Origin of the sequence: Polaribacter sp. (assembly GCF_049276715.1) — a bacterium.
Classification (GTDB): Bacteria; Bacteroidota; Bacteroidia; order Flavobacteriales; family Flavobacteriaceae; genus Polaribacter.
This window is the reverse complement of sequence record NZ_JBASWY010000044.1, coordinates 124,154-142,126: the sequence shown is the minus strand read 5'-3', so window position 1 is coordinate 142,126 and position 17,973 is coordinate 124,154. Positions and strand designations below refer to the sequence as shown.

Genomic DNA, 17,973 nt, shown 5'->3' with positions numbered 1-17,973 from the left:
GAACAATTTTTAAACCTACAATATTATTTTTCTTCTTTAATTATTAAATTTTATATTTTCATTATTAAAACTTATAAACATTGGTTTTTCTTAGATGTAAAAAATGATACATTTACAGCCTAAAAAATGAGTATTTATGATTTCTGAAAATATAGAAAAAATTAAATGTTTAATCATTGGTTCAGGGCCTGCAGGTTATACTGCCGCTATTTATGCTGCAAGAGCCGATATGAAACCAATTATGTATACTGGAATGCAAATGGGGGGGCAATTAACAACAACAACAGAAGTTGATAATTTTCCAGGTTATAAAGATGGAACTGATGGCACTGCTATGATGATGGATTTAAAACATCAAGCAGAAAGATTTGGGACAGAAGTGCGTTTTGGATTGATAACAAATGTAGAATTATCTAAAGAAATTGGAGGAATACATAAAGTAGTCGTAGATGAATCTAAACAAATAGAAGCAGAAACTATTATTATTTGTACAGGAGCAACTGCTAAGTATTTAGGTATAGAAAGTGAACAACGTTTAATTGGAGGTGGAGTTTCTGCTTGTGCAACTTGTGATGGTTTTTTCTACAAAGGTCAAGATGTTGTGGTTGTTGGAGCAGGAGATACTGCTGCAGAGGAGGCAACATATTTGGCAAATATTTGTAAAAAAGTAACGATTTTAGTTCGTAAGGATTTTATGAGAGCTTCAAAAGCAATGCAACATAGAGTAAACAAAACTAAAAATATTGAGGTCTTGTACAATACTGAAATTGAAGAAGTTTTAGGCGATAATGTTGTAACTGGTGTAAGAGCTATCAATAATCAAACAAAAGAAACTTTTGAGATGCCAGTAACTGGAGTTTTTATTGCAATTGGTCACACTCCGAATTCAGATTTATTTAAAGGTGTTTTAGATATGGATGAAACAGGGTATTTAATTACGAAAGGAAAAACAACGAAAACTAATTTACCTGGCGTTTTTGCTGCTGGTGATATTCAAGATAAAGAATATAGACAGGCTGTAACTGCTGCTGGTACTGGTTGTATGGCAGCATTAGATGCAGAGCGTTATTTAGGTGCTTTAAAATAATTTTTTAATTTAATTTTAAAATAAAAAAAGAGATTACTTTTATAAGTAATCTCTTTTTTTATGATTGATTTATTTTCTGTAAAACAGAAAAATTTTAAGCCATTACAGCTGCTTTTTTAGATTTTCTATATAAGAAAGAGTTAAAAATATTTCTTTTTCCAAAATTATTCATAGATTTTGCATTCACGAATTTTCCGAAAAGTATCTTACTAACTCCAAAATATTCATAAGTATTTCCATCCGTAAAAGTAACTTCTAAAAGCATACTTTTATGATGCCAGTCTGCAACTTTAAACTCGGTAATTGTAGTTTTGTAATCTTCTAAATTTGCTGCTTTTGTTTCTGGAGCAATACTCACCAAAAAATGGTAACCATCAATAATTTTAGTGCTAATTTCTTCTGCTTCTAATTTTTTGTCATCCTCTAAAAATTTATCTGGATGCCATTGCTTTACTAAGTTTCTATAGGTAGTTTTTAATTCTTTTAAGTCGATTTGGTTTTCAACATTAAAAAGCTTTTTGTATTCTTTTATGCGCTTCATTTCTAAATTTTCAAATTGCGTGCAAAAGTATCAATAAAAAAAGGATAAAGTCATTTTATTTTACATAAGTTTCTTTTACTAATCTAAAAACTCATCTAAATTTTCTATCGCTCTTATAATAACTTTTACAGCTTCAATATAAAAATCTGTATTTATTGTATCATAAGTATCCGAATCTCTGTGATAATCTTTATGGTCTTCTACACCAAAGTAAATAAATGGAATGTTTTCTCTGTAGAACACTCTATGATCAGATGAAAATGTCCAATCAGATTGCTCTCTGTTTTCTGGGTCATCATGTCCAAATAATAAAGCAAGTTTGTCTGATTTTGTTTTTTCTAAAGGTTTTCTCAAATCAGGGAAGTGATATAGACCGCAAGCAAAAAGTTCAGGATCATAATCGCTATGCGCTATCATGTCTAAATTTACATTTAAAACAATGTCTTCTTTTTTACTGTAGTTATTTAAAAAGTATTCAGCACCTAAAGAACCAATTTCTTCAGCATCTACTGCTGCAAAAATTAAATTGTGTTTAGTTGGCAACTTTTTAAAGTAGGTAGCTATGGCAAATAAGGCTGCAGTTCCAGAAGCGTTGTCATCTGCACCATTATAAATTCTTTCATTTCTAATGCCTAAATGATCAAAATGGGCAGAAATAACAATTGTTTTATTGGTGCTTCCTTTTAACATTCCTAAAATATTTGCGCCAATCGCAATTGTATCTGTAACATTAGAGAAATCTTTTTTAGCATTATCCATAGGAAACACTTCTTGTCTCTTTTTACCAGTAAAAGTGTAGGGAAATTCTTGAGTATAACTGCTACCCACAACAGTTTGCAAGCCTATTTCATTAAATTGGTCTATAATGAATTTTTGTGTTTTTTGATTTCCTATTCTAGAAAAAGCTCTTCCCTCTAAAGAATCATGAGAAAGAATTTGAACATTTTTAAGCAATTTAGCACTATCAATTTCAATTGGTTTTGGCGGATTACAACTTGCAAATATAAAAATGCAGAGGACCATTGAAAAGCAAAAATTTTTCATTCTAATTTGGTTTGACAAGCTGAGGGTAAGCGACAAATATAAAAAAAATATATAAAGGATTAAACTTATGAGAATAAAATTAAATATTTAAAAACTCTCTTAATTTCTTATCTTCAGGGCTGTTTTTATTCCAATATTTTAATTTTAATGTTTTCATTTTTTCTGCTTTTGTGCTAAGTTTTTTTCCTCTGCTATTAATTGTTTCTTCCCAAGATTCAATATTGTGTGGAAAATTTTTAGAAATTACAATGTTTAAAGTTCTTCGTAAAGAAGGATAATCAATGTTATAAATTACAAAGTTTCCATTTTCGGTAAATGAAGTTATTGCTTTATATGATTTCATAGTTTGATGATTTAAACTTAAATATTCAAATGATGGAATAATCATAAACTCACCAACAGGCAATTTTTCTTGTGATATTCTAATGATATTCCAAAGTTCATCCTCTAAATAATCTTTTTCTAAAGAAATTTTTTCATCAGAATTATTTTCAAAATAAGAATGAAAATCGACTTCAAATTTTTCTTTATTATTCAACTGAACAAAAGTATTTCCACACCATTCTTGGCTAGAGAAAGATATTTTTAATGATTTTTTATCAATATTGATAGGAGAAAAAGTACTCGTCATTATTGAATAGGGATAAATACCTGTAAAAAATTTCTTGGTTTTATTTAATTTTAAAATGGGAATATTTTTTTCATTTTTATAATCGGCTTTTACTTGTTTTTCTGGTAAAAAATCTTCGGTAACAAAAATAGTTACTGCTGTGCCTTCGTGTAATTCTCCATATCTAGCTTGGGTTAATTTATAAGATGTAATTTCTGCAGTTCCATCATACCAATAATCATTAAATTCTTTCGAGGTTTTAAAAATCTCTTTTGCAACCTTTTTATTTTCTTTTGAAGATTTGTTATCGGAACAAAAAATCAATAGAAAGGATGCAAGCAGTAAACTATAGTATTTCATATTTTCTTTTTAAGGTTACGAAATTAATCAATTAAAAAAGACCATCAAAAAATGATGGTCTTTTAAAGAAATGTTCAAAGTTTCTATAAATTTTAGAAGCAGTATTTATTTTCTGCTTTCAATTTTTCTGCAATAAGGTTTCTTAAACCGATAACATTAGGATAGTTAGCGTATTTCGTGAAACGCTTTAAACCCATTAATAGCATGCGTTGTTCATCGCCTTCAGCAAAAGAAATAATACCTTCTTTCGCATTTTTTTCGATAATTTCTACAGCATTGTATAAGTACAATCTAGCCATGGCAATTTGTCCTTCTTGTGCCTCTTCACCAAAACGTTTTGCATTTTTTTCAGTTCTTAAAAGTGTAGATTCTGCCATGTATATTTCATTTAAAATATTTGCAGAAGCCAATAATAATTGCTGATTTTGCTCAAGTTCTGTTCCGAATTTCTGAATTGCAGATCCTGCAACCATTAAGAATACTTTTTTAATTTTAGCAATCATTTCTTTTTCTTCGGCAAATAATTCAGAATAATCTGGAGTATCAAAAGAAGGAATTCCCATTAATTCGTTTCCAACAGCAGTTGCTGGGCCTAAAAGGTCTACTTGACCTTTCATTGCTTTTTTAATTAACATACCCACAGAAAGCATTCTGTTAATTTCGTTGGTTCCTTCGTAAATACGAGCAATTCTTGCATCTCTCCAAGCTGCTTCCATAGGAGTTTCTTCAGAAAAGCCCATTCCTCCAAAAATTTGAATTCCTTCATCCGCACAAGCTTGCACATCTTCAGAAACGGTTACCTTTAAAATAGAACACTCGATTGCGTATTCTTCAACTCCTTTTAATTCTGCATCTTGATGCGAATTTCCAGCAGCAATTCTCATTTCAATTCTATCTTCAATATCTTTAGCAGCTCTATAACTTGCAGATTCACCTGCATACGTATTGGTTGCCATTTCTGCTAATTTTGCTTTAATAGCACCAAAATCTGCAATAGGAGTTTTAAATTGTTTTCGCTCTGTAGCATACTGTAAAGCAGTAGTTAACACTCTTCTTTGAGAGTCTAAACAAGCTGCAGCTAATTTAATACGACCAACATTTAATGCATTTACCGCAATTTTAAATCCACCACCTCTTACTGATAACATATTTTCAGCGGGTACAATTGTATCATTAAAAAACACTTGTCTTGTTGATGAAGCACGAATACCTAATTTGTGTTCTTCTTCGCCTAAAGTAATTCCATTAGAATTTGCAGCATCATATTCCACTATAAATCCAGTAATATTTTTATCATTTTCTATACGTGCAAAAACAATCATCAAATTACAGAAACCTGCATTTGAGATCCACATTTTTTGTCCGTTAATTTTGTATGATTTTCCATCAGCAGAAAGTTCTGCAGTTGTTTTTCCAGAATTTGCATCGGATCCAGCACCTGGTTCTGTTAAGCAATATGCACCCATCCATTCTCCAGAAGCTAATTTTGGAACATATTTTTGTTTTTGCTCTTCTGTTCCATACAATGTAATTGGCATGGTTCCAATACCTGTGTGTGCGCCAAATGCAGTGCTTAAAGAACCATTTCCACTAGAAATATATTCACAAGTAATCATTGTTGATACAAAGCCCATTCCCATTCCTCCATATTCTTCAGGAACAGCAACCCCTAAAAAGCCTAATTCTCCCGCTTTTTTCATTACTTCTTCTGTTAAAGCGTAATCCTTTGCTTCAAAACGATTTCTGTTCGCAACTATTTCTCTATCTGTAAATTCCTTTACAGCCTCTTTCATCATTAATTGTTCTTCAGAAAAATCTTCTGGAGTAAATATGTCTTCACATTTAGATTCTTTAACAAGGAATTGTCCTCCTCTAAGAATTTCTTTTTTTTCTATTGTTTCCATCTTATAAAACTTTTATTTCTTAATTTAAAAATTCGAAAATACCTGCAGCACCTTGTCCTGTGCCCACACACATGGTTACCATTCCGTATTTATTTTTCATTTCTCTTTTGCGCATTTCATCAAATAATTGAACAGATAATTTTGCGCCTGTACAACCTAAAGGATGTCCTAAGGCAATTGCGCCACCATTAACGTTGATGATGTCTGGATTTAAGCCTAACTCACGAATTACAGCTAAAGATTGTGAAGCAAAAGCCTCATTTAATTCAATTAAACTCACATCATTTTGTTGCAAACCAGCTTGTTTTAAAGCTTTTGGAATTGCAGCCACAGGACCAATTCCCATAATTCTTGGAGGTACACCTGCTGCTGCATAGCTAACCATTCTTGCAATTGGCTCAAGATTTAATTCTTTAACCATGTCTTCACTCATTACCATTACAAAAGCAGCCCCATCACTCATTTGAGATGAGTTACCAGCAGTAACACTTCCATTTGCAGCAAAAACAGGGCGTAAACCAGCTAAACCAGCTAAATTAGAGCCTGCTCTTGGTCCTTCATCTTTGGAAACTGTGTATTTTTTTGTTGCCTTTTTTCCATTTGCATCTACATAAGTTTGCTCAACATTAATTGGAACAATTTGAGATTGAAAACGGCCTTCTGCCTGCGCTTTTAATGCTTTTAAATGAGAGTTTAAAGCAAATTCATCTTGATCTTCTCTAGATATTTTAAATTCATTTGCAACAGCTTCTGCTGTATTTCCCATTCCCCAATAATATTCTTCATGACCAGCAGCAACTGTATCATAATTTAACTCGGGTTTAAAACCTGTCATAGGAACAGAACTCATGCTTTCTGCACCACCTGCAATAATACATTCTGCCATTCCAGATTGAATTTTTGCAACTGCCATTCCAATAGTTTCTAATCCTGATGAACAGAAACGATTTACAGTTACACCTGGAACATCTACAATATCTAATCCCATTAAAGAGATTAAACGAGCCATATTTAAACCTTGAGAACCTTCTGGCATTGCATTACCTACAATTACATCATCAATTCTTTTTTTATCAAAATCAGGCAGTTCCTTCATCATATACTGAATGGTTTCTGCTGCTAATTCATCTGCTCTTTTAAATCTGAACAATCCTTTTGGTGCTTTTCCAACTGCTGTTCTGTATGCTTTTACTATATATGCTGTTTTCATAATATTTAGTTTTTAGTGCTTAGTTTTTAGTTGTTAGTGAGTCTGACTAATAACTTAGAACTCACAACTAATAACTCGCAATTTTTAATTGCGTAATGGTTTACCCGTTTTTAACATGTGTTGAATACGCTCTAAAGTTTTACGCTCTGTGCATAAACTTAAAAAAGCTTCACGCTCTATGTCTAATAAGTATTGTTCTGATACTTTAGTTGGTTCTGATAAATCACCTCCAGCCATTACATATGCTAATTTATTTGCTATTTTCTGATCATGAGCAGAAATGTATTTGCTGTCTTGCATAGAATCTGTGCCTACTAAGAACATTCCTAAAGCTTGTTTACCTAAAACCAAAACATCTTTTCTGTGAACAGGTTGCGTGTAACCAGCTTCTGCCATTAATAAAGCATGTTTTTTTGCTTCTGCAATTTGTCTGTCTTTATTTACAACAACTACGTCTTTTCCTTTTTGTAATAAACCTAAATCGAAAGCTTCGTAAGCTGATGTTGCTACTTTAGCCATACCAATAGTTAAAAAATGTTCTTGTAAAACGTTTAGCTGTACATCACCTTTATGGAATAAATCGGATGCTCTTAAAGCCATTTCTTTCGAACCTCCACCACCAGGTATTACACCAACTCCAAATTCTACAAGTCCCATGTAAGTTTCTGCTGCTGCAACTACTTTATCTGCATGCAATGATATTTCACATCCACCACCTAAAGCCATTCCATGAGGAGCAGAAATAGTTGGTATTGATGAGTAACGCATACGCATCATTGTGTCTTGGAAATATTTAATTGCCATATTTAACTCATCATATTCTTGCTCTGCAGCCATCATGAAAATCATTCCAATATTGGCACCTACAGAAAAGTTTGCTGCTTGATTACCAACAACCAAACCTTGAAAATCTTTCTCTGCTAAATCAATTCCTTTATTAATAGCTGCTAAAACATCACCACCAATGGTGTTCATTTTAGATTGGAATTCTATATTTAAAATTCCATCTCCTAAATCTTCGATTACTGCACCAGAGTTTTTCCAAACTTGGTTCGATTTTCTGATATTATCTAAAATGATAAATGAATCTTGACCTGGTTTTTTAACTTGTGCTTTTGAAGGAATATCATAATAATGAGTTGCGCCTTCTTTTACAGTATAGAAAGAAGTTTGTCCTTTTGCTAACATTTCTGTTACCCAAGAAGCAATTTCATGACCTTCTGCTTTCATCATTTCCACACCTTTAGCAACACCAACAGCATCCCAAATTTGGAATGGTCCATGTTCCCAACCAAATCCTGCTCTTAGCCCATCATCAATTCTATACAATTCATCAGAAATTTCTGGAATTCTATTCTGTACATAAGCAAACATTGCTGCAAATGATTTTCTATAAAATTCACCTGCTTTGTCTTTACCTGCAACTAAAACTTTAAATCTATCAGCAACATTATCAATTGTTTTTGTTAATTCTAAAGTGGCAAATTTTGCTGATTTTTTTTCTCTGTATTCTAAAGTATTTAAATCTAAAGAAAGGATATTTCTGTTTCCTTTAGCGTCTTTTGTCATTTTATAAAACCCTTGGCCAGTTTTGCTACCTAACATTTTGTTTTCCATCATATGATTTACAAAATCTGGAATTACAAATTGTTCTCTTGCTTCATCATTTGGACAATTATCTTTTACGCCATTTGCTGTGTGAACCAGTGTGTCTAAACCAACAACATCAATAGTTCTAAAGGTTGCCGATTTTGGGCGACCAATAACTGGACCTGTTAATTTATCTACTTCTTCTATGGTTAAGCCCATTTCTTTTACCACATGAAACAAACTCATGATGCCAAAAATTCCGATTCTATTACCAATAAATGCTGGAGTATCTTTTGCTAAAACTGATGTTTTACCTAAAAACTTATCGCCATATATCATTAAGAAATCTGTAACCTCTTGCTTACATTTTGGTCCTGGAACCACTTCAAAAAGTTTTAAATAACGTGGTGGATTAAAAAAGTGAGTAACCGCAAAATGCTGTTGAAAATCTTCGCTTCTCCCTTCATTCATAAATTTAATAGGAATTCCTGAGGTATTGGAAGTAATTAGAGTGCCAGGTGTTCTGAATTTTTCAATTTTTTCGAACACAGATTTTTTAATATCTAAACGTTCAACAACAACTTCCATTACCCAATCTACATTTTTAATTAAGTGCAAATCATCATCGATATTTCCTGTTGTAATTCTATCTGCAAATTTTGTAGCATAAATAGGAGAAGGTTTCGATTTTAGAGACGTCATTAAAGCATCATTTACCAAACGATTGCGAACTACTTTATCTTCTAATGTAAGTCCCATTGCTTTTTCTTTATCTGTTAATTCTCTTGGAACGATGTCCAATAAAAGAACTTCTACACCAATATTTGCAAAGTGACATGCAATGCCAGATCCCATAATTCCAGAACCTATAATTGCTACTTTTTTAATTCTTCTTGTCATTTGTTTATAGTTTGTTTTATTTATCTTGGTTTGCAGTTTCAAAAATTTTCTTTTCTGCAATTAATTTATTGATTGTAATCATCACTTTAAAGAAAGATTCTAATTCATCTTCTGTAACATATTCTCTTACCACATTATTAAATTGATACACATGGCTTTTAGAAAACTTACGCATTTCCATGCCATAATCTGTCAATTTTATAATAACACTTCTACCATCATCTGGATTTTTTTCTCTAGAAATGGCACCTTTTTCTTCCATAGATTTTAAAATTCTAGAAAGACTTGTAGGTTCCATACCCATTAAAGGCCCTAAAGCTGTACTTGGAGTTCCTGTTTCTTTATCAATGGTTAATAATACGAATGCCATAGCCATTGTGCTATTATAATTGGTAGCCTGCTCATTGTACATCTTTGCTACAGCTTGCCAAGTTGCGCGTAATTGATGATCTATTGATTTATTTTTATCCATTGGAACAAATATATAAAAATTTACTATGCACGCATAGTAAATTGCAAAAAAGTTATGCATGCATAGTAAATTTTAACAAAACTTTTATTTACTAAATCAAAAGAGAAAGATGGTTGGAATTATAATTTAAGGATTTTTTGTAGTTTTTTCCCTTTTAAACTTGAAATTTCGAGAATATAAACGCCACTCTTAAATGAAGAAATATCGACATCTAAATTGGTTTTAGATTTGATGTTTTTTAAAAGTGAGCCATTAACTGAATATATTTTAATAGTAATATTTTCTACATTTTTTATTGATAAAATATCATTAACTGGGTTTGGAAATATTTTTATTGATAATAATTCGTTTTCTTCTGTGCTTAATACTGTTGCACAATCGTTTTGGTTTTGTGCATTGCCATTACAAACAACAGTTTCAAAAAAACCATCTACAGTATTAATGTAAGAAGTTAAATTGTTATCGCTTTTACCAATTCCTTCTGTATACTTTACTCCTTGATCAGTATGAAAAACTTTTTTGTTATCATTATTTATAGTAATATCTGTGATTTCTACTGAAATATCTTCTGCTTGATATCCGTAATAATTTTCAATAGAATCTCCAATATTCAAATTGAAATCACAAAGAACAAATTCTTTGTTTTTATCGTTATCAAAAATGTATAATTTTTTCTCATCAATATTTTCTCTTAAATAAAGATCAGTTATTTGAATAAATTTTGAATTATCAATAATAAATTGAGGTTCCCCAGCATCATCTGAAACTTGAATTATTGCTTTCTTTAATTTAGTATAAATTGTATTATTTATTTCAATTTCTCCATCAACCTGAATTCTTTGATATTCTTTAGAGCCAGTTGCCCAAAATTCAGTTTCAATATCCCAAAAAGAACCTTCTTTAATAATTGGGTCATACTCTTGAGAAGATAATTGAAGAGTAAAAACTGTAAATATAAATAAAGAAAGATACGTGAGTTTCAAAGCAAAATTTTTATAAAATTACTAATTATTTTTAAGTTTTAAAAGTAATAAAAAGTTGTCTGTAACAAAGCAATGACTTCCTATACTAATACAGAGAAAATATGTAAGTTTGTAATTATCGAAATCTTTAAAATTAAAATGAAGAATCTACTAGAAATAAACAATGTTGTTAAAAATTATGGAGATTTTAGAGCATTGAATGATGTGTCTATCCACATCCCTAAAGGTAGCGTCTATGGTTTATTAGGGCCAAATGGTGCAGGAAAAACATCCTTAATTAGAATCATTAACCAAATAACCATGGCAGATTCTGGTTCTGTTTTTTTAGATGGAGAGCCACTAGCACCAAAACACACTGCTGATATTGGTTATATGCCAGAAGAACGTGGTTTGTATAAATCTATGAAAGTTGGTGAGCAAGCTTTGTACCTTGCCCAATTAAAAGGTTTAAGTAAAGCTGAAGCAAAAAAACGTTTAAAATATTGGTTCGATAAATTTGATATTTCTGCTTGGTGGGGAAAAAAAATAGAGGAACTTTCTAAAGGAATGGCGCAAAAAGTACAGTTTATAGTTACTGTAATGCACAATCCTAAATTATTAATTTTTGATGAGCCTTTCTCTGGTTTCGATCCTATAAATGCTCAATTAATAGCCAAAGAAATTTTACAATTAAGAGATGAAGGTGCTACCATTATTTTTTCTACACACAGAATGGAATCTGTAGAAGAATTGTGTGATGAAATTGCGTTGATAGATAAATCTAATAAAATTTTAGACGGAAAATTAAATGATATTAAACGCCAGTTTAGAACCAATACCTTTCAGGTAGGATTGCATACTACCAATCCTAAAGAAGTGGAAGCCACTTTAAAACAAAGTTTTCAAGTTTTGCCTGCAGATTTTAAATTGTTGGGAAATGAGTTGACAATGAATGTGAAATTAGGGGAAAATAATTCTGCAAACGAATTGCTATCTTTTTTAACTAGTAGAGGAGAAGTGCAGCATTTTGTGGAATTAATACCAAGTGCAAACGATATTTTTATTCAGGCAGTAAGCAAAAATAAGTAAGAAAATGAGCAAGCTAAAACTAATTATACAGAGAGAATTTATTGCAAAGGTTCGTAATAAATCGTTTATAGTAATGACGTTTCTGAGTCCGTTAATTATTGTAGGAATGGGTGCTTTGGTTTATTTTTTGATGAAAAAAAACGACGAAAAAGTTAAGGAAATTGTTTATGTAGATGAATCAGGGCTGTTTTCAAGAGATGATTTTTCGGATACAAAAACCATTCACTATCAAGATTTTACTGCTTTAGGTATTGAAGAAACCAAAAAGAAAGTAGAAGAAGGAGATTATTATGGAGCTTTAATAATACCTAAACAAGATAGCTTAGAAATTTTAGCAACATCTATTGAATTCTATTCTAAAGATTCTCCAGGAATGTCTATTATGAATTCTTTAGAAAGCAAAATAGAATCTAAAATTAGAAACGAAAAATTAAATAATTTCGGAATTGATATTGCTAAGATAAATGCCTCTAGAATTCAATCGGATATTAAAATGTATAATTTTTCAGGCGAAGAATCATCAAAATTAATAAACGGTTTAAAAATTGGGGTTGGCGCCATTGCTGGTTATATGTTAATGGTTTTTGTAATGGTTTATGGTACTTCTGTAATGCGAAGTGTCATCGAAGAAAAAACGAGTAGAATTATAGAAATTATTGTATCATCTGTAAAACCTTTTCAGTTAATGTTGGGTAAAATTATAGGGAATGCTTCTGCTGGGTTATTACAATTTTTAATTTGGGGAATTATCATTTTTATAATTACTACAGTAGCCTCGTCTATTTTTGGGATAGATATGGTAGAAATGCAAACTTCTAGGTTGCCAGCAGAACAATTAGAAGCAGCAAAACAAGCTGCAGGTGGAGATAAGATGCAGTTGATAGTTCAGGAAATCTTAAGATTACCAATTTTAAAAATGTTTTTATTATTTATTTTTTACTTTTTAGGCGGTTACATGTTATATAGCTCTTTGTTTGCTGCAGTGGGTGCAGCAGTAGATAATGAAACAGATACCCAACAATTTATGTTGCCAATTATGTTTCCTTTAATTTTGGGCGTTTATGTTGGTTTTGCAACAGTAATTAGTGATCCTCATGGATCTATAGCTGTACTGTTTTCTTATATCCCTTTCACAAGTCCTATTGTAATGTTAATGCGTGTGCCATTTGGAGTTTCTTGGTATGAATTGTTAATTTCTATGACATTGTTGCTAGTTACCTTTATTTTTATGGTTTGGTTGGCTGCTAAAATTTATAGAGTAGGTATTTTAATGTATGGCAAAAAACCAACTTATAAAGATTTGTATAAATGGTTAAAATACAAAGGATAAATGCAGGATAAAATTAATATGGTTAAAAAAACTATCTTAGAAGAAGTGAAATCTGTTTTAGATTATTCTCTAACTTTTAGCAAAGAAATAAGTATTACAATTAAAGGCGTAATATTTATAATTTTAGCTTTACTTGTAACATCATTTTTTCTTAAGATTATAAGAAGATTTGTTACCAGAAATATGCCTGAAAATGACAAAGCGAAATTTGTAGGCGTTTTTAGTTATATACGATGGTTTGTGTTTTTGGTTATTTTTTTAATAGCAATGCACACCTCTGGTGTAAATGTTACTGCTGTTTTTGCAGCATCTGCAGCCTTATTAATTGGTGTAGGTTTGGCATTACAAACCCTTTTTCAAGATATTATTTCTGGAATTTTTATTTTGGTAGATCAGTCTGTACATGTGGGCGATATTATAGAAATTGATGGAAAAGTAGGTAGAGTTGTAGATATTAGGTTAAGAACCACAAGAGCAGTAACTATAGATAATAAAGTAATGGTGATACCCAACCATTTTTACTTAACAAATACCTTATTTAATTGGACCGAAAATGGAACGCAAACTAGAGAATTTGTTAATGTTGGTGTTGCATATGGAAGTGATGTAAAACTGGTAGAAAAAATTTTATTAGAAGTGGCTAAATCGCAAAAATTAATTTTAGACACACCTGCACCTAAAGTTTTGTTCACAGATTTTGCAGACAGTTCTTTAAATTTTAGACTTGCTTTTACTATTAATGATAGTTTTGATGTACGCTTTATTCAAAGTGATATTCGATTTGCAATAGATCAAGCTTTTAGAGAGAATAATATTAGAATTCCTTTTCCACAAAGAGATGTTCACCTTATAAAACAAGAATAAAAACCATGAGTAAAATACTAATCATAGAAGATGAAGCTGCCATTAGAAGAGTATTAAAAAAAATAATATCAGAAGAAAACGAAGCATATAATGTAGAAGAAGCAGAAGATGGGTTGCTTGGAATAGAAATGATAAAAAACAACGACTATGATTTGGTTTTGTGTGATATTAAAATGCCAAAAATGGATGGTGTTGAGGTATTAGAAAAAGCAAAAAAAATTAAACCAGAAGTGCCAATTGTAATGATTTCTGGTCATGGAGATTTAGACACAGCAGTAAATACAATGCGCTTAGGAGCTTTCGACTACATTTCGAAACCACCAGATTTAAACCGATTGCTAAATACAGTTAGAAATGCTTTAGACAGAAAAGTGCTAATTGTAGAAAATACACGTTTAAAGAAAAAAGTAAGCAAAAACTACGAAATGATAGGAGATAGTCAGGCTATTTCTCACATAAAAGATATTATAGAAAAAGTTGCAGCAACAGATGCAAGAGTATTAATTACAGGGCCAAATGGAACAGGGAAAGAATTAGTTGCACATTGGTTGCATGAAAAATCAGATCGTGTAAAAGCGCCAATGATAGAGGTAAATTGTGCTGCAATTCCGTCAGAGCTGATAGAAAGTGAGTTATTTGGTCACGTTAAAGGATCTTTTACTGGAGCAAATAAAGACAGAGCAGGGAAGTTTGAAGCAGCAAATGGAGGCACTATTTTTTTAGATGAAATAGGTGATATGAGCCTATCTGCACAAGCAAAAGTATTACGTGCTTTGCAAGAAAATAAAATTCAAAGAGTAGGTTCTGATAAAGACATAAAAGTAAATGTTAGAATTGTTGCAGCTACAAATAAAGATTTAAAACTAGAAATTGCTGAAGGACGTTTTAGAGAGGATTTGTACCACAGATTAGCAGTTATTTTAATAAAAGTTCCTGCCTTAAACGATAGAAGAGATGATATTCCCTTGTTAGTAGATTTTTTTACAAAAAAGATATCTGAAGCTCAAGGAACACCTAGAAAAGCATTTTCTGATGAAGCCATTGAATTACTAAAAAAATATGATTGGACAGGAAATATTCGTGAACTAAGAAATGTTGTGGAGCGATTAATTATTTTAGGCGAAAAACAAGTTTCTGGAAATGATGTGAAATTATTTGCGAGTAAGTAGTTGAAAAATCAGCTACATACAAATACTTATTTTGGGACGTTACACTATCGGAAATATTTCACATTTTTAATAATGCCAAAAATTATTAAAAATAAAGTAATTAAAGACATATAAAGAATATTATCAATCAGATTAAAATTAGTATTTGATTCAAAATATTGTGGTTTATAATTATTCCAATTGATAGAATTTGCTGGTTTTTCATCAAATATTTTAGGATAAAATTGCAAACGTAAATCTTCGTGAAATTGGGTAGTTGCATTTAAAAAATTTACTTGATCTGTTAAACTTGTATTTGCAATTTCATTCATTGCCAATTGCATTTGTAAAGGCGGAAAAAATTGAGCAATCTTTTTACTCAACAATTCTCTCTTTTCAATTTTAGCATACATAGCATCTTTTTCTTGTTTCGATTCATCATCACCCATTTGCTGCATTGCATAATACCAAAGCCAAGAAAAACCTTCTTCTTGTAATTCGTAATTAGAAAATTGTGGATAATGTGCATAGAACTTATCTAAAGTCTCTTTTTTATCTGTATCCCATTTTTTATGATATTCATCTCTTTGCTTAATTGTCATTGTAAAAGCTTCTTCAACAGGATAAGTATTGCTAATATAATTATTTACAAAAACTGGCAAAAAAACTACTAAAATTAACCAACTACTTAATAATGCAATAGCATTTGTGTTTGATGATTTTCTCAACAGAATTACAAAAAAGCAAATAGCAAACCAAAATAAAATGTACAAATAACTAATAATTACGATTTGTAAAAAACCAATATTTAATGGAATTCCTAACATAAGTTTTGAGACTAAAAATATGAGTCCTAAAACAATCGATATAAAAACTACTCTGATAGATATTTTTTTCAATAAATATTTAAAAGAAGATTTACCTTGAATGGTAACTAATTTCCAAGTTCCTTTTTCTATTTCTTCTGATAAAATATTAAAATTTAAAGCGATTATGAGCAAAGGAAAAAGAAAAATAATCAAAAAACTAATGTCTAAATTCCCAACGTGCAAACGCATTGGGTTTACCAAGTCTGTATCGTATTTTTGACCTTCAAGATTTAAAATAGTTACATTTTGTATGTGAGAGTTCAAATCACTTTGCCCAATTGAAAAGCCTGCTAAAGTGTTTACTGGATTTATAAATGAGAATTTTAAGTAATATAATAAAAGTCCTAAATCATCATTATGTAAACTTGTTTGGGTTTCTATATGTTTTTCTTGCTGTACTTTTGTTTTTGCAATTGCTGCTTGTTTTTGGTTCAAATATTGTTTCCCTGTTCCAATACTTAAAATGCCTAGAATTATTAAAATTCCAAAAGCCAATAAAACCGTTTTAGATCTAAAAAATTGTTTGATTAATATAAAATACATAACTAAAAAATTTTAAATCGGTTAGAAAATTTAACCATAAATAATAATGTGCACAGCAACCAGACTACAAGCGTTACAATTGCTGTAAGCTGATTTTGAATTGTTTTACCTATAGAAATATAGTTGTAACTAAATTTTGGTGCAGATTTCCAATACGATTTGTCAATTACATTAACTTTACCTTCGCTACTTGTGGCTTTATTGCTTATAAATTTCATTTGCAATTCATTCATATATTGCGATTGTTTGTATCTGTAATTTTCAGTTTGTGATAAGAAATTAACATACGTATCAAAATCTGTCCCAGAAAAACCCATCGATACATTTTTAATAGCCAAATAAGGATTTAAAAAAACCAACCCATTGGTAATACTATTTTGTTTTTGATAGGTGTCAATTAAAATAGTATGTTGTTTGTTGTATATTTTTGCAGATTGTTCTTCGCCTTTACTCATTACAAAACCACTATAATTTATGGGTAAATCTTTTACATCAGTAACATTATAGACTTTTAAAATGGAATCTCGCAAACTATTAAAATATGGATCATCAGGATTATGACTATCTCCAGTTTTAGAAATTTCTTCTTCAATAGCAGCTTTAAATGCTATTTTAGAAAGATTGGGATACATTGAATTTCCAACAACTTGTGCCATTTTTGGAACAATAATAAAAAACAACAACCAAATACTTAATAGACTCAATAATGCTTTATTAGAATTTTGACTTTTGCCAGAAATAATTACAGTTATGCAACATAAAACCATATAAAACACAATATAACTAAACGTAATTAGTAAAGATCTAATAATAGTTGCGCCATTTGTAGCTTCGTTTTCTAAAAAAGAAATACTCCATAAAGACAAAAAAGCGGGTAAAAAGAAAATTGCCGAAATAAGAAATAAGCCCAAAGATTTGCCTAAAAGAACCTCTTTAATTTTTGCTCCTTGAATATGCATTATTTTTAAAGTTCCATTTTCTTTTTCTGATGTTATAGAAGCATATCCCAAGAAAAATATAATTAGAGGTAAAATTAATTGCAACAACATTGTAACATTTAAATCTCCAAAACGAACTAAACCTGTTGATAGACTTGCTTCAGAAAAATTGGCAGTATGCTGTTTGTGAGCTTCTAAAAAAATAGCATTTCCTGTGTAACTTTCAATTCCAGAATCAAAAATACTTAATGGATGTTGTAAGCGAAACGTAAAAGACCCAAAATGCGCCATTCTGTGAGGATGCTTGTCTGGATTATCATCCCAACTTTTTCTAGATTCTTCTTGATGATGTTCTACAGTATGATGATGTTTCTCAAAAGCAACCCAACTATTTGTTGTTACGTATGCTAAAACTCCTAAAAAAATAAACAACAGTATTAAAAGACCTTTATTGCTAAAGGTCTTTTTAGAAAATTGTTTTGCTATTAAAAAAACAACTGTTTTTTTCATAA

Annotated in this window: 15 protein-coding genes; 5 read left to right on the top strand and 10 right to left on the bottom strand. The window is 30.7% G+C overall.

What is annotated here, in order from left to right; all coding sequences use genetic code 11:
• The first annotated feature begins 139 nt into the window (after positions 1-139).
• Entirely contained in the window at positions 140-1,087 is a 948-nt protein-coding gene (gene trxB / locus WAO74_RS11525; RefSeq protein WP_422162526.1) for a thioredoxin-disulfide reductase, read from the top strand.
• A gap of 94 nt (positions 1,088-1,181) precedes the next feature.
• On the opposite strand, the gene WAO74_RS11520 is transcribed toward trxB, so the two are convergent.
• The 8 genes from WAO74_RS11520 to WAO74_RS11485 all read right to left on the bottom strand — a co-directional run bounded on the left by WAO74_RS11520 (position 1,182) and on the right by WAO74_RS11485 (position 10,701).
• Positions 1,182-1,628 (bottom strand): KTSC domain-containing protein, encoded by a 447-nt coding sequence (locus tag WAO74_RS11520; protein WP_422162264.1) that lies wholly within the window; start codon positions 1,626-1,628, stop codon positions 1,182-1,184.
• Between the two features lie 78 nt (positions 1,629-1,706).
• The gene (locus WAO74_RS11515) at positions 1,707-2,651 is read right to left on the bottom strand and encodes a M28 family peptidase (protein ID WP_422162262.1); all 945 of its coding nucleotides are present in this window, start codon (positions 2,649-2,651) and stop codon (positions 1,707-1,709) included.
• A gap of 100 nt (positions 2,652-2,751) precedes the next feature.
• Positions 2,752-3,642, bottom strand: a complete 891-nt coding sequence (locus WAO74_RS11510; RefSeq protein WP_422162260.1) for a septum formation inhibitor Maf — start codon at positions 3,640-3,642, stop codon at positions 2,752-2,754.
• Positions 3,643-3,734: 92 nt separating this feature from the next.
• Positions 3,735-5,546: an acyl-CoA dehydrogenase family protein gene (locus WAO74_RS11505; RefSeq protein ID WP_422162258.1), complete on the bottom strand. Its 1,812-nt coding sequence runs from the start codon at positions 5,544-5,546 to the stop codon at positions 3,735-3,737.
• A 19-nt stretch (positions 5,547-5,565) separates the two neighbouring features.
• A complete protein-coding gene (locus tag WAO74_RS11500; RefSeq protein WP_422162257.1) occupies positions 5,566-6,756 on the bottom strand; it encodes an acetyl-CoA C-acyltransferase in 1,191 nt (396 codons plus the stop codon).
• 84 nt (positions 6,757-6,840) lie between these two features.
• Complete coding sequence (locus WAO74_RS11495; RefSeq protein WP_422162255.1) at positions 6,841-9,246, bottom strand: 3-hydroxyacyl-CoA dehydrogenase/enoyl-CoA hydratase family protein; 2,406 nt, start codon at positions 9,244-9,246, stop codon at positions 6,841-6,843.
• A gap of 16 nt (positions 9,247-9,262) precedes the next feature.
• Complete coding sequence (locus WAO74_RS11490; RefSeq protein ID WP_422162254.1) at positions 9,263-9,718, bottom strand: MarR family winged helix-turn-helix transcriptional regulator; 456 nt, start codon at positions 9,716-9,718, stop codon at positions 9,263-9,265.
• A gap of 119 nt (positions 9,719-9,837) precedes the next feature.
• Positions 9,838-10,701 carry a T9SS type A sorting domain-containing protein gene (locus tag WAO74_RS11485; RefSeq protein WP_422162253.1) on the bottom strand — a complete coding sequence of 288 codons (864 nt, stop codon included), beginning with the start codon at positions 10,699-10,701 and terminating at the stop codon, positions 9,838-9,840.
• Between the two features lie 138 nt (positions 10,702-10,839).
• Between WAO74_RS11485 and WAO74_RS11480 the strand changes: the two genes are divergently transcribed.
• Genes WAO74_RS11480 through WAO74_RS11465 form a run of 4 tightly spaced genes read left to right on the top strand, consistent with a single transcriptional unit; the run spans position 10,840 to position 15,132 of the window.
• Positions 10,840-11,769: an ABC transporter ATP-binding protein gene (locus WAO74_RS11480; protein WP_422162251.1), complete on the top strand. Its 930-nt coding sequence runs from the start codon at positions 10,840-10,842 to the stop codon at positions 11,767-11,769.
• Positions 11,770-11,773: 4 nt separating this feature from the next.
• A complete protein-coding gene (locus WAO74_RS11475; RefSeq protein WP_422162249.1) occupies positions 11,774-13,099 on the top strand; it encodes an ABC transporter permease in 1,326 nt (441 codons plus the stop codon).
• Positions 13,100-13,963, top strand: a complete 864-nt coding sequence (locus tag WAO74_RS11470) for a mechanosensitive ion channel family protein (RefSeq protein WP_422162247.1) — start codon at positions 13,100-13,102, stop codon at positions 13,961-13,963.
• A gap of 5 nt (positions 13,964-13,968) precedes the next feature.
• Positions 13,969-15,132: a sigma-54-dependent transcriptional regulator gene (locus WAO74_RS11465; protein WP_422162245.1), complete on the top strand. Its 1,164-nt coding sequence runs from the start codon at positions 13,969-13,971 to the stop codon at positions 15,130-15,132.
• 44 nt (positions 15,133-15,176) lie between these two features.
• Here WAO74_RS11465 and WAO74_RS11460 read toward each other — a convergent pair whose 3' ends face one another.
• Both WAO74_RS11460 and WAO74_RS11455 read right to left on the bottom strand, forming a co-directional pair.
• On the bottom strand, positions 15,177-16,523 hold the full coding sequence (locus WAO74_RS11460) for a DUF3526 domain-containing protein (protein WP_422162243.1): 1,347 nt from the start codon (positions 16,521-16,523) through the stop codon (positions 15,177-15,179).
• A 2-nt stretch (positions 16,524-16,525) separates the two neighbouring features.
• Complete coding sequence (locus WAO74_RS11455; protein WP_422162241.1) at positions 16,526-17,971, bottom strand: ABC transporter permease; 1,446 nt, start codon at positions 17,969-17,971, stop codon at positions 16,526-16,528.
• Between the last annotated feature and the right edge of the window lie 2 nt (positions 17,972-17,973).